This is a genomic window from Streptomyces tatrensis, from assembly GCF_049310065.1.
Lineage (GTDB): Bacteria > Actinomycetota > Actinomycetes > Streptomycetales > Streptomycetaceae > Streptomyces.
The window spans coordinates 2,457,056-2,475,511 of record NZ_JBMDLB010000011.1 but is presented as its reverse complement, the minus strand read 5'-3'; the positions used below and the strand labels follow the sequence as shown (position 1 = coordinate 2,475,511).

Annotated in this window: 13 protein-coding genes; 7 read left to right on the top strand and 6 right to left on the bottom strand. The window is 71.7% G+C overall.

Annotation, left to right across the window (positions count from 1 at the left end; all coding sequences use genetic code 11):
* The first annotated feature begins 1,195 nt into the window (after positions 1-1,195).
* On the top strand, positions 1,196-1,597 hold the full coding sequence (locus ACODT5_RS26940) for a cupin domain-containing protein (protein ID WP_422521794.1): 402 nt from the start codon (positions 1,196-1,198) through the stop codon (positions 1,595-1,597).
* On the opposite strand, the gene ACODT5_RS26935 is transcribed toward ACODT5_RS26940, so the two are convergent.
* The 3 genes from ACODT5_RS26935 to ACODT5_RS26925 all read right to left on the bottom strand — a co-directional run bounded on the left by ACODT5_RS26935 (position 1,591) and on the right by ACODT5_RS26925 (position 4,589).
* Positions 1,591-2,898: an MFS transporter gene (locus ACODT5_RS26935; RefSeq protein WP_422521793.1), complete on the bottom strand. Its 1,308-nt coding sequence runs from the start codon at positions 2,896-2,898 to the stop codon at positions 1,591-1,593. The two genes, ACODT5_RS26940 and ACODT5_RS26935, sit on opposite strands and share 7 nt — an antisense overlap.
* A gap of 142 nt (positions 2,899-3,040) precedes the next feature.
* On the bottom strand, positions 3,041-3,601 hold the full coding sequence (locus ACODT5_RS26930; RefSeq protein ID WP_422521792.1) for a methylated-DNA--[protein]-cysteine S-methyltransferase: 561 nt from the start codon (positions 3,599-3,601) through the stop codon (positions 3,041-3,043).
* Positions 3,602-3,704: 103 nt separating this feature from the next.
* Entirely contained in the window at positions 3,705-4,589 is an 885-nt protein-coding gene (locus ACODT5_RS26925) for a glycerophosphodiester phosphodiesterase (RefSeq protein ID WP_422521791.1), read from the bottom strand.
* 243 nt (positions 4,590-4,832) lie between these two features.
* On the opposite strand from ACODT5_RS26925, the gene uvrB reads away from it, so the two are divergent.
* From uvrB to ACODT5_RS26900, 5 genes are all read left to right on the top strand, one after another.
* On the top strand, positions 4,833-6,992 hold the full coding sequence (uvrB, locus tag ACODT5_RS26920; RefSeq protein WP_422521790.1) for an excinuclease ABC subunit UvrB: 2,160 nt from the start codon (positions 4,833-4,835) through the stop codon (positions 6,990-6,992).
* 87 nt (positions 6,993-7,079) lie between these two features.
* Complete coding sequence (locus ACODT5_RS26915; protein ID WP_385369842.1) at positions 7,080-7,658, top strand: TerD family protein; 579 nt, start codon at positions 7,080-7,082, stop codon at positions 7,656-7,658.
* 103 nt (positions 7,659-7,761) lie between these two features.
* A complete protein-coding gene (locus ACODT5_RS26910; RefSeq protein ID WP_422521789.1) occupies positions 7,762-9,723 on the top strand; it encodes a TerD family protein in 1,962 nt (653 codons plus the stop codon).
* Between the two features lie 267 nt (positions 9,724-9,990).
* Positions 9,991-10,974, top strand: coding sequence for a TerC family protein (locus ACODT5_RS26905; protein ID WP_422521788.1), 984 nt, complete (start codon positions 9,991-9,993; stop codon positions 10,972-10,974).
* Positions 10,975-11,086: 112 nt separating this feature from the next.
* Positions 11,087-12,310, top strand: a complete 1,224-nt coding sequence (locus ACODT5_RS26900; RefSeq protein WP_422521787.1) for a serine hydrolase domain-containing protein — start codon at positions 11,087-11,089, stop codon at positions 12,308-12,310.
* Positions 12,311-12,323: 13 nt separating this feature from the next.
* Here the strand turns inward: ACODT5_RS26900 and ACODT5_RS26895 are convergent, their stop codons facing one another.
* The 3 genes from ACODT5_RS26895 to ACODT5_RS26885 form a co-directional block, all read right to left on the bottom strand.
* Positions 12,324-13,655 carry an MFS transporter gene (locus ACODT5_RS26895; protein WP_422525049.1) on the bottom strand — a complete coding sequence of 444 codons (1,332 nt, stop codon included), beginning with the start codon at positions 13,653-13,655 and terminating at the stop codon, positions 12,324-12,326.
* 200 nt (positions 13,656-13,855) lie between these two features.
* On the bottom strand, positions 13,856-14,512 hold the full coding sequence (locus tag ACODT5_RS26890; protein WP_422521786.1) for an MBL fold metallo-hydrolase: 657 nt from the start codon (positions 14,510-14,512) through the stop codon (positions 13,856-13,858).
* Positions 14,513-14,539: 27 nt separating this feature from the next.
* A complete protein-coding gene (locus ACODT5_RS26885) occupies positions 14,540-15,241 on the bottom strand; it encodes a maleylpyruvate isomerase family mycothiol-dependent enzyme (protein WP_422521785.1) in 702 nt (233 codons plus the stop codon).
* Between the two features lie 188 nt (positions 15,242-15,429).
* On the opposite strand from ACODT5_RS26885, the gene uvrA reads away from it, so the two are divergent.
* Positions 15,430-18,405 carry an excinuclease ABC subunit UvrA gene (gene uvrA, locus ACODT5_RS26880; protein ID WP_422521784.1) on the top strand — a complete coding sequence of 992 codons (2,976 nt, stop codon included), beginning with the start codon at positions 15,430-15,432 and terminating at the stop codon, positions 18,403-18,405.
* Positions 18,406-18,456: the final 51 nt, after the last annotated feature.

The following is an 18,456-nucleotide window of genomic DNA, read 5'->3' as shown; positions in this document are numbered from 1 at the left end:
CGCGATACGGGGCCCCAAACGCGCGGACGCCGCAGCGGCGCGAACCCGCCTCCGGGGCGGGCCCGCACGAGCCCACAGGGCGCACCCGCCTCCCGGGACCCCGGGGCCTCCTACGGCGAACTCGCCGACTGCCACGATCTGCTGCAGCCCGACCGGCGACCACCGCCGCCAGAGCCGCGCCCCGGACAGCCTGATCGGCCCCGGCCCCGGCCCCGGCCCCGGCTCCGGTTCCGGCTCCGGTTCCGGCCCCAGCTCCGGCTCCGGCCTCGGCCCCGGTCGGCACCGCGGCCTCGACAGGGCCTGTGGCATCGGGACCCCGTCCCTTGGCCTGGCCGTGCTAGGTCACCGCGTGACTGGCAGGGACCTGAGCCCCGGCTCCGTTGCCCGAGGGGTGGGGGCTCGGGGGGCCGGGGCGTCCGCGGGTGTGCCGCTGCGCGGGCTGAAGTCCCCTACCCGCCCTTCGCCCGTTCCCCGGGCGCTGCCCGGACCCCGGTCCTCAAACGCCGGACGGGCTGGGGAGGGGTACCGGGCCGCGCCCGGACCCCCTGGGGCTCCGCCCCGGACCCGTGGGGCTGCGCCCCGGACCTGGTGGGGCTGCGCCCCGGACCTGGTGGGGCTGCGCCCCGGACCCCGTGCCTCGAACGCCGGCGGGGCTGGATTCGTTCGACGCCGCCCGGAGCCGGTTCGCAGCGGGCGCGGAGCGATCCCCGGGCTGCGCCGGAGCTCCTGGGGCTCCCGCCCCGGACCCCGCGCTGCGGCATGTCCAGCCCGTCCGGCGTTTGAGGACCGGGTCCGGGCAGCGCCCGGGGAACGGGCGAAGGGCGGGTAGGGGACCCAGCCCCGCAGGGCCGACCCACCCGCACCCGCCCACCGGCCCCGCGCCGGGACGGCAGTGGCGGGCACGCCGACAGGCCCCCGCCGGACGGAGTCCGGCCTAGCGGTGCGAAGCCCGCGCAGCGGTGCGAGCTCCGCGTCAAGAAGGTGCCCGGCGCAGCGGGGCGAAGCCGGGGAGGCCCGCCAGGGCCGCGCCGCGCAAGGCGCGCGTCGAGAAGGTGTCCGGCGCAGCGGGGCGAAGCCGGGGAGGCCCGTCAGGGCCGCGCGGCGAAAAGGGCGACAGGGTGACGGGTGGGGCGGGCGCGCGCTGGACGCTCTGGTCACCCCGGCGCGCCGGGTGCCCCGATTAGGCTCCCGGAGCATGAGCACAAGTGATCACCGTGATGCCCCCGCACCCGCACCCACCCCGGCCCCCGCTTCCTTCGCCGTCTCCGTCCCGGACTTCCCCGACTCCGAGCTGGAAGCCGACGAGCTCGACCCCGCGCAGATCGTCTCCGGGAACCCCGTCGTGACGGGCAAGGTGCTGTGGGAGGCGCCGGACGGCTCGCAGGTGCGCGGGATCTGGCAGATCACCCCGGGCGTGGTCACCGACACCGAGGCGAACGAGCTGTTCGTGGTGGTCAGCGGCCGCGCCACCGTTGAGGTGGAGGGCGGCGAGACCCTGGAGGTCGGCCCGGGCTCCGCCTGCGTCCTCCGGGAGGGTGACAAGACCACCTGGACCGTCCACGAGACGCTCCGCAAGGCCTACCACATCAGCTACTGAGCGGTGCCCGCCCCGGTGTCCGCCGCCTTCACCGGCCGGCGGCGCGAGGTGAACAGCGCGAGCGCCGCCATCGGCAGCAGCAGGGCGGCCGCGGCCGCGTTGAGCCAGCCGTAGCCCGCCTGGGACATGACCAGCCCGGCGGCGGCGCCGCCGACCCCTGCGGCGGTGTTCATGGTGAGGTCGCCCAGCCCCTGTACGGCGGCACGCGCGGGCTGCGGCACCGAGTCGGTCAGCAGCGCCGAGCCGGACACCATGCCGGCGGACCAGCCCAGGCCGAGCAGGAAGAGGCCGACGCCGCTCTGGGTGTGGTTCCCGGCGGCCGTGCCGGCGAGCAGCGCGGCGATGGACAGCAGCCCGGCGGCCAGCCCGATCACGGACAGCCGGCCGATCCGGTCCGCGAGCCAGCCCATCACCGGCGAGAAGCCGAACATGCCGGCGATGTGCCCGCTGATGACCAGCCCGATGAGCTGGAGCCCGGCTCCGTGGTGCCCGAGGTCGACCGGGGTCATCACCATGATCGAGACCATGGTGGTGTGTGACACCGCGATGGTGAGGAGCGCGAGCCGGGCCCGGGGGGAGGCCTTGACGGCCGCGAACCCGGCGCGCAGCGAACGCCCGGCAGGGGTCTGGTCCTCGGCCGGGGCGAGCGCGCGGGCCGTCAGCAGCGGGTCCGGGCGCAGGAGTACGCCGATCAGCGTGGCGGTGAGCAGGAAGATGACGCCGGCCCATATGAAGGGCCCCGCCATCGGAGGTATGGAGGTGCCGGCGAAGCTGCGGCTGGCCGGGGCGGACAGGTTGGGGCCGAGCACGGCGCCGATGGTGGAGGCCCAGACCACGACGGAGATCGCCCGGGCCCGGTGGTCGGGCTCGGCGAGGTCGGAGGCGGCGAAGCGGGCCTGGAGGTTGGCGGAGGAGGCGGCTCCGAAGGCGGCCATGCCGAGCATCAGCAGCGGGAAGCTCTTGATCGAGGCGGCGAGGACGACGAGGGCGGCCCCGGCCGCGCCGATCACGTAGGCCAGGACCAGACCGGGCCGGCGGCCGCGCGCGGTCATCAGCGCGGCGAGCGGCAGGGAGACGGCCGCGGTGCCGATCACGGAGGCGGTCGAGGCGAAGCCGGAGAGCGATTCCGTGCCGCTGACCTCGGTGGCCAGGACCGGGGCCAGGGCGATGCTGATGGGCACGCCGATCCCGCCCAGCACCTGGCCGGCGATCAGTACCCCGGAGGTGCGGCGCCGCAGCCGGGGCAGGTCGGCGGCGGTGACCGTGACGGCGGGCCGGGCGGTGCCGGGCGCGGTGCTCACGCGGTCCACCTCCGACACGGATGCGGAGGGGCTGCGGGCGCGGCGCAAGGTGTGGTCACCGCCGCAGTTTCGCACCCCTCGCCGGGCGCACGGAACAGGGTTTCCGGGAGCACGGGAAGCACCGGGAGCACGGCCGCTCCCCTCAGAACAGCGGCTGGGGGAGTACCCCTTCGAGGGCCAGGAGGTGGCGCTTGGTCTCCACGCCGCCGCCGAAGCCGCCGATGCCCCCGTCGTTCTCCACGACCCGGTGGCAGGCCACCACCAGGGGCAGCGGGTTCGAGCCCATGGCGTTGCCCACGGCCTGGGCCGCGCCCGGGGCCCCGGCCCGTGCGGCCAGCTCGCCGTACCCCACGACCGCCCCGTAGGGCACGGTGCGGTCCAGCTCCAGCAGGACCTGCCGGTTGAAGCCGGAGCTGAGCCGCCAGTCCAGCGGCAGCTCGAAGCGGCGCAGCGTACCGGCGAAGTAGGCCTTCAGCTGGCGTATCGGCTCGGCCAGCAGGACCTCCTCGCCCGGCGGCGGGCGCCGGGCGTCGGCGCCGAGGCGGGAGATCAGCGTGCCGATCAGCTTCCCGGCCCGGCCCGGTCCGGCATGGAACTCGACCTTGACCAGGCCCTCGGGGGTGGCGGCGAGGAGCAGCGGCCCGATGTCGCTGTCGACGACGGTCCATTCGAGGTGCGGCCCACGGGGCTCGGAAGTGTCCACCCCTTCACGGTACGGCGCCCCACTGACAGCGGTGCCGCCGGTGACCTCGAGGAAAGCGAGGACACCGCCGGCGGCGCCGCACGCGTCAGCCGCGTCAGCCGCGTCAGAAGCCGCCGACCGCTTCCCGCACGACGTCGGGATTGTCGGTGATGATCCCGTCCACGCCCATGTCCTGGACCTTCCGGGCGGTCGCGGCGTCGTCCACGATCCAGGTGTCCACTTCCAGCGCCCTGCCGTGGGCGCCGAGCAGCCCGTGCACCGCGGCGACCCAGTCGCTGTTGATGGTGGTGTGCCAGGGGTTGATCCGGTCGGTGAACTCGGCGTACCGCGGCAGGTCGGCGAGGGCCGGGGTGCCGAGGAAGGCCGTGATCAGGTCGGGGCGCAGCTCGTGCACGGTGCGGACCGAGGCGGTGCTGAAGCTCTGGACCACCAGCCGGCGGGCCACGCGGTTCTCCTCGAGCCAGCCGGTCTCGCCCAGCACGTCCAGGGTCTGCCGCTCGATCCCCGGGTAGAGCTCCGGCTTCTTGATCTCCAGGAGCAGCCGCTGCTGGTTGCGCTGGACCCGGTTCATGTACGTCCGCAGGGTCGGTACGCGGGCGCCCGCGAACTCCTGCCCGAACCAGCTGCCCGCGTCCAGCCGGGCGATCTCCGCCGCGGTGAAGTCCTTCACCCGCCAGGGCTTGCGGTCGGGGAACACCTGCTCGACGTCGGTCGTCCGGGCCAGGGTGTCGTCGTGGATGACCACGAGCTCCCCGTCCTTGGTGCGCTGGACGTCGTTCTCCACCCAGTCGAAGCCCATCTCCATGGCGAGGTCGATCGCCTCCAGCGTGTTCTCCGGGGCGTACGCCGAAGCCCCCCGGTGGGCGTACACGATCGGGTTGGACAGCCAGTCCGGACCGGGTGCGGCCGCGGCCGATCCCGCACCGCACATGGTCAGTGTGAGTCCCAGGAAGGCGGCGGTGGCCGCGGCGGCGGATCGGACGTACATGCGCGTTCTCCTCGGGTCATGGGCCCTGCTCCTGCCGTCAAACGGGCGCGGAGCGGCATTCGTTGCGGCGATGCACTGACGGCAGTGCGTTTCCGACGCACTTTCAGGGAGAGCCGCGTACGGCGATCATGGGGTTGACGATCACCGGGCCGCCACCGAACTACGACAAACGGACCAGGCCCTGACGGCTCCGACCGGGGCGGGCGGGCCTCGAGTGTCAGTGGGTGGTCGTACGGTTGACCCATGCGGCCCGTATCGAAGATCGAACGCACGGTGGCGCCTTTCGAGGTCGTCAGTTCCTACACGCCCAGCGGCGACCAGCCGGCGGCCATCGCCGAGCTGGAGAAGCGCATCCGTGCAGGTGAGAAGGACGTCGTGCTGCTCGGCGCGACCGGAACCGGCAAGTCGGCGACGACCGCCTGGATGATCGAGAAGCTCCAGCGGCCCACCCTGGTGATGGCGCCGAACAAGACGCTCGCCGCCCAGCTGGCGAACGAGTTCCGCGAGCTCCTGCCGAACAACGCCGTCGAGTACTTCGTCTCGTACTACGACTACTACCAGCCCGAGGCGTACGTACCGCAGTCGGACACCTACATCGAGAAGGACTCCTCGATCAACGAGGAGGTGGAGCGGCTGCGCCACTCCGCGACGAACTCCCTCCTCACCCGGCGCGACGTCATCGTCGTCGCCTCCGTGTCCTGCATCTACGGCCTCGGCACCCCGCAGGAGTACGTGGACCGGATGGTCCCCCTCAAGGTCGGCGAGGAGATGGACCGGGACCAGCTCCTGCGCCGCTTCGTCGACATCCAGTACACCCGCAACGACGTGGCCTTCACCCGGGGCACCTTCCGGGTGCGCGGCGACACCATCGAGATCTTCCCGGTCTACGAGGAACTGGCCGTCCGCATCGAGATGTTCGGCGACGAGATCGAGGCCCTGTCCACCCTGCACCCGCTGACCGGCGAGGTGATCAGCGAGGACCGCGAGCTCTACGTCTTCCCCGCCAGCCACTACGTCGCCGGCCCCGAGCGCATGGAGAAGGCGGTCCGCGGCATCGAGGCCGAGCTCGCCGAGCGCCTCGCCGAGCTGGAGAAGCAGGGCAAGATGCTGGAGGCGCAGCGCCTGCGCATGCGCACCACCTACGACCTGGAGATGATGCGCCAGATCGGCTCCTGCTCCGGCATCGAGAACTACTCGCTGCACATGGACGACCGGGAGCGCGGCTCCGCCCCGAACACCCTCATCGACTACTTCCCCGAGGACTTCCTCCTCGTCATCGACGAGTCGCACGTCACCGTGCCCCAGATCGGCGCGATGTACGAGGGCGACGCCTCCCGCAAGCGGACCCTCGTCGACCACGGCTTCCGGCTCCCGTCGGCCCTCGACAACCGGCCGCTGAAGTGGGAGGAGTTCCAGGAGCGGATCGGCCAGACCGTCTACCTGTCGGCCACTCCGGGGAAGTACGAGCTCTCGCGCGGCGACGGCTTCGTCGAGCAGATCATCCGCCCGACCGGTCTCATCGACCCGGAGGTCGTGGTCAAGCCCACCGAGGGCCAGATCGACGACCTGGTGCACGAGATCCGCGCGCGCGTGGAGAAGGACGAACGCGTCCTGGTCACCACCCTCACCAAGAAGATGGCCGAGGACCTCACCGACTACTTCCTGGAGCTCGGCATCCAGGTCCGCTACCTGCACAGCGACGTGGACACCCTGCGCCGCATCGAGCTGCTGCGCGAGCTGCGGGCCGGCGAGTACGACGTCCTGGTCGGCATCAACCTGCTCCGCGAGGGCCTCGACCTGCCCGAGGTGTCGCTGGTGGCCATCCTCGACGCCGACAAGCAGGGCTTCCTGCGGTCGGGGACCTCGCTGATCCAGACCATCGGCCGCGCGGCGCGCAACGTCTCCGGCGAGGTCCACATGTACGCGGACAGCATCACCCCGGCGATGGCCCAGGCGATCGACGAGACGAACCGGCGCCGCGAGAAGCAGGTCGCCTACAACACGGCCCACGGGATCGACCCGCAGCCGCTGCGCAAGAAGATCAACGACATCGTGGCCACGATCGCCCGCGAGGAGCTCGACACCGAGGAGCTCCTCGGCACCGGCTACCGGCAGACGAAGGACGGCAAGGCCCTCAAGGCGCCCGTCCCGGCGCTGGGCGGCAAGGCATCGCAGGCCGCGTCGGGCGGCAAGGCCGGGGCCAAGGGCGCCAAGGGGTCGAAGGGTCCCGTGGTCGCGACGGACCGTCCCGCCGCCGAACTGGCCGCGCTCATCGAGCAGATGACCGAACGGATGCGGGGCGCGGCCGCCGAGCTGCAGTTCGAGGTCGCGGCCCGGATCCGGGACGAGGTCGGCGAGCTGAAGAAGGAGCTGCGACAGATGAAGGAAGCGGGCCTCGCCTGAGCCGGAGGCGGTCAGTAGGGTTGGCACCAGCCGCAGGTACACGCTGCGCACCCCCATCGGGGGAGGGCTATGGAGAGGGGACAGCGCGTGACGGTCAACATGACCAAGGGTCAGGCCATCAATCTGCAGAAGGCGGACGGAGGCACGCTGACCGCGGTCCGGATGGGCCTCGGCTGGCAGGCGGCCAAGCGCCGTGGGCTGTTCGGCTCACGGACCCGGGAGATCGACCTCGACGCCTCGGCGGTGCTCTTCGCCGACAAGCAGCCCGTGGACGTCGTCTTCTTCCGGCACCTGCAGAGCGACGACGGCTCGGTCAAGCACACCGGTGACAACCTCGTCGGCGGCGTCGGCCAGGGCGGGGACGACGAGTCGATCCTCGTCGACCTGCAGCGCGTGCCGGTGCACATCGACCAGATCGTCTTCACGGTGAACTCCTTCACCGGCCAGACGTTCCAGGAGGTGGAGAACGCCTTCTGCCGCATCGTGGACGAGACCAACGGCCAGGAGCTGGCCCGCTACACGCTGGACGGTGGCGGCCAGTACACCGCCCAGATCATGGCGAAGGTGTCGCGCGTCGGCGCCGGCTGGCAGATGACGGCCCTCGGGAACCCGGCCAACGGCCGTACCTTCCAGGACCTGATGCCGTCCATCCTGCCGCACCTGTAAGCAGGACCGGCAGCACCGCAGTACGTCAGAACAGCACGGCACAGCACGACCGGGCACGATCGAGGGCCCGGCGGAAGAACGGGTACGGGGGAGGGGCTGCACGATGACGGCCGAACTGGTCCGGGGGCAGAACCACCCCTTGTCCCGGAGCCGAGTGGAGATCAGGGTCTCGGCGGGCACACCCGTGCTCGCCCTGGCCCAGCTCGGCGACGACACGGGTCGGCTCGCCGGCCCCGGTGCGGTCGCCCACCCGGGCGCCCGCACCCTCCCCGGGCTGGAAGTGCCCGGGGAGGCCTCCGGGCAGCACCGCATAGCGGTCGACCTCGACGCGGTCGCACCGGCCGTCCACCGGGTCGGCTTCGTCCTGGTCCTGCCGCCCGGCGGACCGGGGCACTTCGGCGCGGTCCCCGCCTCCTACGTGTCCGTGGCCGACCCGGAGGGCGCGGAGCTCGCCGGGTACACGCTGACCGGACTGGAGTCGGAGACCGCGGTCGTGGCCCTGGAGCTGTACCGGCGCCAGGGCGCCTGGAAGGTGCGCGCCGTCGGCCAGGGGTACGCCGCCGGCCTCGGCGCGCTCCTGACCGACGCCGGGCTGCCCGCCCCGGCCGCGGTCGAACTGGCCGCGGCCGCCCTGGGCACGGCGCCGGCCGGAGACATCACCCTCGCCGTCATGCCCGGCGGGCCGGCCCCGACCGTCCCGCGCGGGCTCCGGGCCCCGGCCACGGCCCAGACACCGGCCCAGACACCGGCCCCGACCCCGGCCCCGCAAGACGTTCCGGCCGCCCCCACGCCCCCGCCGATGCCCCCGCAGCCGGTCGCGGACACCGCGGGCGGCCCGCCCACCATCAGCTACTCCCATCCCCGCCGCCGCACCAGCACCGAGTCGCCCGAGCCCGGGCCGCGCCCGGCCGCGCCACCCGGGCCGGGCGAGGCGCCCCGCCCCGTCGCCGGGGACGCGAGCGGCTGGTCCATGGAGGAGCGGCTCTACAACCAGGTCTGGGGCATGTTCGAGGACCTGGCCCGCGCCGTCGCCGCCTACCGCGGCGCCGTCGAGTTCGCCGACTCCCGGATGGACCGCGAGCTCGACGAGGCGCTGTCCGACCCCCGCCACCGGCTCGGCGGCTCCGGAAACGCCGCCCGGGACACCGCCCGGGCCCGCCGCGAGGAACTGGTCGCGCGGGCGCAGGAAGTCCTCGACCGGGACCTGGTCCAGCTCACCTCCGAGTCCGAGGTGGTCGAGCCCGCGCTGCCCGCCGCGTACGCGCGCTGGGACAACCCGGTCTGGCAGGCGCACGCCGTGCCCGCCGAGGCCCCCCTGGCCCTGCGCCTGGGCGACCTCCACCTGCCCGAGCGGCCCGACCTGCGCATCCCCATGCTGGTCCGGGTCCCGCTGGAGCGCGGCCTGTGGATCGACAACGGCCGCACCGGCTCCGAGGCGGCCATGGCGATGGACACCGACCGGCTGCGCCGGGCCGCCATGGACATGGCCGTCGCACACGCGGCGCGGATGCTGGCAGCCCACCCCGCCGACCGGTTCGCCGTCCACGTCATCGACGCGGCCGGCGCCGGAGCCGCCTCGCTGGCCCCGCTGGTGCGCGCCGGAGTGCTGGCAGGGCCGCCCGCCGCGGGGGCCGCGGGGGTCACCGAGACCCTGGAGCGGCTGACCCGCCGGGTGGACCTCGTACAGATGGCGGTGCGGGCCGGGGCTCCCGAGGACCTGCCGCCCGATGTGGACACCTCCGACCAGCTGCTGATCGTGCACGACTTCCCGCACGGCTTCGACGACCGTGCCGTCACCCGTTTGCGCTACCTCGCCGACGAGGGTCCGGCAGTCGGCGTGCACCTGCTGATGGTTGCGGACCGTGACGAGGCCTCGGCGTACGGGCCGCTGCTGGATCCGCTGTGGCGCTCGCTGATGCGGCTGTCGCCCGTACCGGACAACCACCTCGCCGACCCCTGGGTCCACCACGCCTGGATCTTCGAGCCGGACCTGCCCCCGCAGGCCAGCCGGGTCCTCGACCAGGCACTGGAGCGGGTCGCGGCGGCCCGGGGAGGCGCGCGGTAGCGGCGGCCGGGCGGTCCGCCGCCCGCCCCGGATGACCGGCTACTGACCAGTTCTTGGGGTCCCCTTTACCTTTCGCGCCCACGGCGGGTACCCTTGTGAGTGCGGAGGGGAGTATTCCTGCTTTCCTGCTACGGCGTGCCCGTCAATACGGACTGCAATCGGTCCCGGGGCGCCGGCCCGTGGCCTCCTGGCCGTCCGGGTGGAAGAGACCTCCGGCAGCGATGACGCTGACAAAGTTCTGAGCCATCTGCCGGAGGCGTGTAAATAGTGGACGTTTCGTTGACCCTCTGGGTGCTGACCATTCTCGGTCTGAGCATCCTCATCGGCGCCGATTTCTTCATCGGCCGCAAGCCGCACGACGTCTCCATGAAGGAAGCGGGCATCTGGACGGTCGTCTGGATCGTCCTCGCGGTGCTCTTCGGCCTCGGCCTGCTGGTGTTCGGGAACGGCCAGGCCTCGCAGGAGTTCTTCGCCGGCTTCATCACCGAGAAGTCCCTGAGCGTGGACAACCTCTTCGTCTTCGTCCTGATCATGGCGAAGTTCGCGGTCCCCTCACAGCTCCAGCAGCGCGTCCTGCTGATCGGCGTACTGATCGCCCTGGTCCTGCGCGCCATCTTCATCGCCGCCGGCGCCGCGATCATCACCAACTTCTCGTGGGTCTTCTACATCTTCGGCGCGTTCCTCATCTACACCGCGTGGAAGCTGATCCAGGAAGCCCGCAAGGACGAGGACGACGAGGAGTTCGAGGAGAACCGCCTCCTGAAGTCCATCGAGAAGAAGTTCGGCGTCGCCGACCGCTACCACGGCACCAAGCTCTTCATCCAGAGCAACGGCAAGCGCATCCTGACCCCGCTGATGGTCGTCATGCTCGCCATCGGCACCACCGACGTGCTGTTCGCCCTGGACTCGATCCCCGCGATCTTCGGTCTCACCCAGGACCCGTACATCGTCTTCACCGCCAACGCCTTCGCGCTGATGGGTCTGCGCCAGCTGTACTTCCTCATCGGCGGCCTGCTCAAGAAGCTGGTCCACCTCAGCTACGGCCTCTCCGTGATCCTCGGCTTCATCGGCATCAAGCTCGTGCTGCACGCCCTGCACGAGTCGGGCCTGCACGTCCCGCAGATCTCCATCCCGGTCTCCCTGGGCGTCATCTGCGGTGTCCTGGTGATCACCACGATCACCAGCCTGATCGCCTCGAAGAAGCAGGCGGAGGCCGAGGCCGCTGCCGGCCCGGAGCGCATCGACGCCTGATCCCGGTCCACCCCGGTCCGATCCCGTGCCACCCCGGTCGCCGCGCGACCGGGGTGGCACGCGCCTAGGCTGAGGATGTTGTCCTGGCCGTCGTACGACAGGAGGCCCTGCGATGAGGCCGACCCGTATGCGCATGCGCAGGGCCTGCGTGGCCGTCTCGGCCGCAGGCGCACTTCTCGTCCCGGCTGTCGCGGGCACCGCGTACGGGGCCACCGCCCCGGCGCGGTCCGTGACCGCCGCTCCGTCACCGGACGGCGAATTCCCACAGCTCACGCCGGCCGTCGCGGCCCGGCTGGACGCGGCCGTGCGCCAGGTCATGGAGCAGACCAAGGTGCCGGGCGTGACCGTGGGCCTGTGGGCCCCCGGCAAGGGCAGCTACGTGAAGTCCTTCGGCGTGGCCGACAAGGCGACCGGCGCACCCATGACGCCCGGTCTCGGGGTCCGGATCGGCAGCGAGACCAAGACGTTCACGGTCACCGCCCTCCTCCAGCTCGTCGACCAGGGCAAGCTCGCCCTCGACGACCCGATCGGCAAGTACATCAGCGGCGTCCCGAACGGGGACCGCATCACCTTGCGCGAACTCGCGGGCATGCGCAGCGGGCTCTTCAACTACAGCGACGACGCGGGCTTCGCCAAGGACTTCAACGGCACTTCCGTCTTCACGCCGCAGCAGCTGCTCGACATCTCCTTCAAGCACCCGGTGAACTTCGAGCCGGGCGCGAAGTTCGAGTACTCCAACACCAACCTGATCCTGCTCGGCCTGGTGGTGGAGAAGATCACCGGCCGGCCGATCCACGAGGTCATCGGGCAGGACGTGGTGAAGCCCGCCGGGCTGAGCAGCCGCACGCTCTTCCCCGTCGGCAGCGAGTTCCCCGAGCCGCACGCGCACGGCTACACCAATGACCTGCCCGGCGGGAAGATCGTGGACGCGACCGACTTCGACCCGTCCTGGGCCTGGGCCGCCGGAGCGATGGTCTCGGACCTGGAGGACCTGCGCAGCTGGGCGAAGACCCTGGCCACCGGCACCCTCCTGACCCCCGCGACCCAGGCCGAGCGGCTGAAGACCCAGCCGATCGGCATCATCCCCGGCGCGGGCTACGGGCTCGGCATCTTCAACGTCCAGGGCTGGATCGGCCACAACGGCTCGCTGCCCGGGTACGAGTCGCTGACCGTCTACCTGCCGGAGGAGCAGGCCACCATGGTCATCGTGCTGAACACCGACGACACGTACGAGACCCAGGAGCCCAGCACCCTCTTCGGGGAGGCCGTCACCGGGATCGTGACCCCCGGCCACGTGTACCCGGGCCACAAGCCGGTCGAGCCCCAGAAGGACTGACCCGGGCCCCGCGCTACACGGCGGCCGCTTCGGCCGCCCCCTTCCCGGCGTCCGTGCCGGCGTCCATGTCGGTGTCCGTGCCCGTCCGCTGCCGGACGACCACCGGGTTGGTCTCCGGGAGCAGCGCGAAGCAGGCCAGCGAGACCAGGGCGATCGCCGTCAGGTACACGGCTACGGCCCACGGCGGCCCCGAGCCGTCCGCCAGGGCCGTCGCGACGATCGGGGTCAGCGCACCGCCCAGCACACCGCCGAGGTTGTAGCCGACGGCCGCGCCCGTGCAGCGGATCCGCGGGGCGTACAGCTCGGGCAGGTACGCGCCCACCACCGCGAACATCGTCACCATGCCGAGCAGGGCGCCGAGCAGGCCCACCGTCATCAGCAGCGGGTCCGCGGTGCGCAGCAGCGCCACGAACGGGAACATCCACAGCGCGGAGGCCGCGCAGCCCGCCAGGCACAGCGGGCGCCGGCCGTGGCGGTCGCCGAGCACCGCGATCACCGGGGTGGCCACGCCCTTGAGGGCGACGGCCACCATGATGCAGGCCAGCATCACCGAGCGGTGCACGCCGAGGTGCTCGGTGGCGTACGCGAGGGACCAGGTGGTGACCGCGTAGAAGACGGCGTAGCCCACGGCCAGTGCCCCGCCGGTCAGCAGGAGCAGGCGCCAGTGGCCCCGTAGGACCTCGGCCAGCGGGGCTTCGGCCCGGTGGCCGGTCTCGGCCAGTGCGAGGAACTGCGGGGTCTCCTCCACCGAGCGGCGCAGCCACAGCCCGGTCAGGGCCAGCAGCCCCGCCACCCAGAACGGCACCCGCCAGCCCCAGGCGGCGAACTGCCCGTCGGACAGCGTGCTCGACAGGGTCAGCATCAGGCCGTTGGCCAGCAGGAACCCGACCGCCGGGCCCATCTGCGGGAAGCTCGACCACAGTCCGCGCCGCCCCTCGGGGGCGTGCTCCGAGGTCAGCAGCACGGCGCCGCCCCACTCCCCGCCGAGGCCGAGGCCCTGGAGGAAGCGCAGCAGGACCAGCAGGACGGGGGCGGCCATCCCGATGGAGGCGTACGAGGGCACGCAGCCCACCGCCACCGTGGCCAGGCCGGTGAGCAGCAGGGAGGCGAGGAGCACCGGGCGGCGGCCGTACCGGTCGCCGATGTGGCCGAAGAGGGCGGAGCCGAGGGGCCGGGCGAGGAAGCCGACGCCGAAGGTGCCGAAGGCGGCGAGGGTGCCGGCGAGCGGGGAGAAGGAGGGGAAGAAGAGCGGTCCGAGCACCAGGGCGGCGGCGGTGCCGTAGACGAAGAAGTCGTAGAACTCGATGGCGGTGCCGACGAGGGAGGCCGAGGCGAGCCGGAGCATCGAGGGGGAGGAGGTGTCCGGGTCGGCGGCGGCCGCGACGGCCTTGTCCTGGGAGAGGGGAGCGGGGGCGGGGTGGTCCTGTTGCATGGTGCAGCAATTACCCTGCCCCGCCCCCTCAGGACGTGCGTTCGGCCATCAATGACCAAAAGGGAGTGCGGTCCGGCGTGAGGTTGACGGGCCGGCGCCCCCTTCGGCGCCCGTCACCAGCCGCGCTCGCGCCATTCGGCCAGGTGGGGGCGCTCGGCGCCGAGCGTGGTGTCGTTGCCGTGGCCGGGGTACACCCAGGTCTCGTCCGACAGCTCGCCGAACAGCTTGTGCTCCACGTCGTCGAGCAGGCTGGTGAAGGCTTTCTGGTCGCCCGAGGTGTTGCCGACGCCGCCCGGGAAGAGGCAGTCGCCGGTGAACACGTGCGCGTGGCCGTGCGGGTCGTCGTAGACCAGCGCGATCGAGCCGGGGGTGTGGCCGACCAGGTGGCGGGCGGTCAGCGTGACCCGTCCGACCGTGATGGTGTCCCCGTCCTCGACGGGCACGTCGGTCGGGACCGGGATGCCCTCCGCGTCGAAGCGGCCCGCGTACGTCCGTGCGCCGGTCCCCTGGACCACGTCCGCCAGCGCGCCCCAGTGGTCGCCGTGCCGGTGGGTGGTGACCACGGAGATGATGCCGCTTTCACCGATCAGGCTCAGCAGGGTCTCCGGCTCCGCCGCCGCGTCGATCAGCAGCTGCTCGTCGGTGGCCCGGCAGCGCAGCAGGTAGGCGTTGTTGTTCATCGGGCCCACCGCGACTTTGGAAATCATCAGGTCCGAGAGTTCGTGCACGTCGGCCGGACCGCCGACCTTGACCGCTCCGCTGTACGTCATGTTCTCGATCCTAAGGGTGTCGTCCGGCTAGAGCGGGGGCAGCTCGGGAAGGCGGTCGCCTTCGATCAGCGTGAGGTGCGCGCCCTGGTCCCCGCGTCCCGCGAGCCAGCCGAGCAGCTCGTCGCGGGTGCCGCCCAGGGTGACGGGCGAGCCCTCGGTGCCACCGGTGTGCCAGGTGAGGTCGGTGCCGTCGTACCCGAGCCACAGGGTGACCGGCGGGACGTCGGGGCGGCCCGACCAGCGGTCGGCCAGGAAGGCGATCTCGCGCTCGGCGAACTCGTCCGGGAGGTCGGACAGCTCGTAGCCGATGTTCAAGTCGACGTGGTGCAGCTCGACCTCGATCAGGCGCCGGAAGGGCACCCGGGCCGCGGTGTCGGTGACCCCGTTGCGCAGTTCCACGGTGCGGGTCCAGTCCTGCGGGCGGTCGGCGACGGCCTGCCAGCGGTCCCCGGAATTCCGGACGTCCTCGAGCTGTTCCAGCAGGGGACGGCCCGCATCCCGCTCGATGTCGGACTCCCGGGAGGTGGCGCTCTCGTACATCGGGCGGCCCTCGAAGACCTCGACCAGGGCGTCCGCGTTCCGGGCGAGGTGGGCCAGGACGTGCCCCCGGCTCCAGCCGGGGAGACGTGACTCTTCGGCCAGGGAAGCGTTGTCCAGCTTCGCGACCGCGGTCAGCAGCCGATCGGTGGCCTCACGTACGGAGCGCAGGTCGTGCGCATGATCAATCATGCGGCCGAGCCTAGTGGTTGAGGGGCCCTCGCCACACGATCGGGTGAAGAGGGCTGCGGAGTGCCGGAAATCGAATGCACGTGCTATACGCTCGGAGTCCAGTCTCCCACTCCACCGCAGAGGCGCCCCCCAATACCCTTGGGACGGGGGTCCGTGCCCCCGCTCTCTCAAGAAAGGTGCGGACCGGCGTGACCGACCGTCTCATCGTTCGTGGCGCTCGCGAGCACAACCTCAAGAACGTCTCTCTTGACCTGCCGCGCGACTCGCTCATCGTCTTCACCGGACTCTCCGGGTCGGGCAAGTCCTCCCTGGCCTTCGACACGATCTTCGCCGAGGGGCAGCGCCGCTACGTCGAGTCGCTGTCCTCGTACGCCCGCCAGTTCCTCGGGCAGATGGACAAGCCCGACGTCGACTTCATCGAGGGCCTCTCCCCGGCCGTCTCCATCGACCAGAAGTCCACCTCGCGCAATCCGCGCTCCACCGTCGGCACCATCACCGAGGTCTACGACTACCTCCGCCTGCTCTTCGCGCGCATCGGCAAGCCCCACTGCCCCGAGTGCAGCCGGCCGATCTCGCGGCAGTCGCCGCAGGCGATCGTCGACAAGGTGCTCGCGCTGCCCGAGGGAAGCCGGTTCCAGGTGCTGTCGCCGCTGGTGCGCGAGCGCAAGGGCGAGTTCGTCGACCTCTTCGCCGATCTCCAGACCAAGGGCTACAGCCGGGCCCGGGTGGACGGGGAGACGATCCAGCTCTCCGAGCCGCCCACGCTGAAGAAGCAGGAGAAGCACACCATCGAGGTGGTCATCGACCGCCTCACCGTCAAGGACAGTGCCAAGCGCCGGCTGACGGACTCCGTGGAGACCGCCCTCGGGCTGTCGAGCGGCATGGTGATCCTTGACTTCGTCGACCTCGCGGAGGACGACCCCGAGCGTGAGCGGATGTACTCCGAGCACCTCTACTGCCCGTACGACGACCTCTCCTTCGAGGAGCTGGAGCCGCGCTCCTTCTCCTTCAACTCGCCCTTCGGCGCCTGCCCCGAGTGCACCGGCATCGGTACGCGCATGGAGGTGGACCCGGAGCTGATCGTCCCGGACGAGGACAAGTCCCTGGACGAGGGCGCGGTCTCGCCGTGGTCGCTCGGCCACACCAAGGACTACTTCCAGCGGCTGGTCGGCGCGCTCGCCGAAGAGCTCGGCTTCCGCACCGACATCGCGTGGGCCGGTCTGCCGCTGCGGGCGAAGAAGGCCCTGCTGTACGGCCACAAGACGCAGATCGAGGTCCGCTACCGCAACCGGTACGGGCGCGAGCGGGCCTACACCACGGCCTTCGAGGGCGCCGTGCCGTTCGTGAAGCGGCGGCACTCGGAGTCCGAGAGCGACGCCAGCCGCGAGCGCTTCGAGGGCTACATGCGCGAGGTGCCGTGCCCCACCTGCCAGGGCACCCGGCTCAAGCCGATCGTGCTCGCGGTGACGGTCATGGACCGCTCGATCGCGGACGTCGCGGCGATGTCGATCAGCGAGTGCGCGGACTTCCTCGGGCGCCTCAAGCTCGACGCCCGCGACAAGAAGATCGCCGAGCGGGTCCTCAAGGAGGTCAACGAGCGGCTCCGCTTCCTCGTCGACGTCGGCCTGGACTACCTCTCGCTCAACCGCGCCGCCGGCACCCTCTCGGGCGGCGAGGCCCAGCGCATCCGCCTCGCCACGCAGATCGGCTCCGGCCTGGTGGGCGTGCTCTACGTCCTGGACGAGCCCTCCATCGGCCTGCACCAGCGGGACAACCACCGGCTGATCGAGACCCTCGTCCGGCTGCGGGACATGGGCAACACCCTGATCGTCGTCGAGCACGACGAGGACACCATCAAGGTGGCCGACTGGGTCGTGGACATCGGCCCGGGCGCCGGCGAGCACGGCGGCAAGGTCGTGCACAGCGGCTCGCTGAAGGACCTGCTGGAGAACCCCGAGTCGATCACCGGCCAGTACCTGTCCGGCAAGCGGTCCATCCCGCTCCCAGACGTACGCCGCCCCGTGGACCCCGCGCGCAAGCTCACGGTGCACGGCGCCAAGGAGAACAACCTGCGGGACATCGATGTGTCCTTCCCGCTGGGCGTGCTCACGGCGGTGACGGGCGTATCGGGCTCCGGCAAGTCGACGCTGGTCAACGACATCCTGTACACGCACCTCGCCCGCGAGCTCAACGGCGCGCGGTCGGTGCCGGGACGGCACACGCGGGTGGACGGCGACGACCTCGTCGACAAGGTCGTGCACGTGGACCAGTCGCCGATCGGCCGAACCCCCCGGTCCAACCCGGCCACCTACACCGGTGTCTTCGACCACGTCCGCAAGCTCTTCGCGGAGACGATGGAGGCGAAGGTGCGCGGCTATCTGCCGGGCCGCTTCTCCTTCAACGTGAAGGGCGGCCGGTGCGAGAACTGCTCCGGCGACGGCACGATCAAGATCGAGATGAACTTCCTGCCGGACGTGTACGTCCCGTGCGAGGTCTGCCACGGCGACCGGTACAACCGGGAGACGCTGGAGGTCCACTACAAGGGCAAGTCCATCGCCGAGGTCCTGAACATGCCGATCGAGGAGGCCGCAGGCTTCTTCGAGGCGGTCCCGACGATCTCGCGGCACCTCAAGACGCTGAACGAGGTCGGGCTCGGGTACGTCCGCCTCGGCCAGTCGGCGCCGACGCTTTCGGGCGGCGAGGCGCAGCGCGTGAAGCTGGCCTCGGAGCTCCAGAAGCGGTCGACGGGGCGGACGGTGTACGTCCTGGACGAGCCGACGACGGGCCTGCACTTCGAGGACATCTCGAAGCTCATCAAGGTGCTGTCGGGGCTGGTCGACAAGGGCAACACGGTGATCGTCATCGAGCACAACCTCGATGTCGTCAAGACCGCGGACTGGGTCGTGGACATGGGTCCCGAGGGCGGGTACGGAGGCGGCCTCGTCGTCGCCGAGGGCACGCCCGAGCAGGTCGCCTCGGTGGGCGCGAGCCACACGGGCAAGTTCCTGCGGGACATCCTGGGCGCAGACCGCATCTCCGACGCCGCCTCCGAGCCGGCCCGGCCGGTGAAGAAGGCGGCCGCGCGGAAGAAGGCGGCGGCTCCCGCCAAGAAGGCGGCGGCCCCGGCTCCTGCGAAGAAGGCAACGCGGGCGCGCAAGGCCTAGCCCTTCGGAGGCGGCGCCCGTCCCGTTGTCGGGGGCGGCGCCGCCTCCCGG

Coding starts and splice junctions, on each gene's coding strand:
- ACODT5_RS26940 (WP_422521794.1), top strand. CDS start 1,196: ATGAGCACAAGTGATCACCGTGATGCCCCCGCACCCGCACCCACCCCG.
- ACODT5_RS26925 (WP_422521791.1), bottom strand. CDS start 4,589: ATGTACGTCCGATCCGCCGCCGCGGCCACCGCCGCCTTCCTGGGACTC.
- uvrB (WP_422521790.1), top strand. CDS start 4,833: ATGCGGCCCGTATCGAAGATCGAACGCACGGTGGCGCCTTTCGAGGTC.
- ACODT5_RS26910 (WP_422521789.1), top strand. CDS start 7,762: ATGACGGCCGAACTGGTCCGGGGGCAGAACCACCCCTTGTCCCGGAGC.
- ACODT5_RS26900 (WP_422521787.1), top strand. CDS start 11,087: ATGAGGCCGACCCGTATGCGCATGCGCAGGGCCTGCGTGGCCGTCTCG.
- ACODT5_RS26895 (WP_422525049.1), bottom strand. CDS start 13,655: ATGCTCCGGCTCGCCTCGGCCTCCCTCGTCGGCACCGCCATCGAGTTC.
- ACODT5_RS26890 (WP_422521786.1), bottom strand. CDS start 14,512: ATGACGTACAGCGGAGCGGTCAAGGTCGGCGGTCCGGCCGACGTGCAC.
- ACODT5_RS26885 (WP_422521785.1), bottom strand. CDS start 15,241: ATGATTGATCATGCGCACGACCTGCGCTCCGTACGTGAGGCCACCGAT.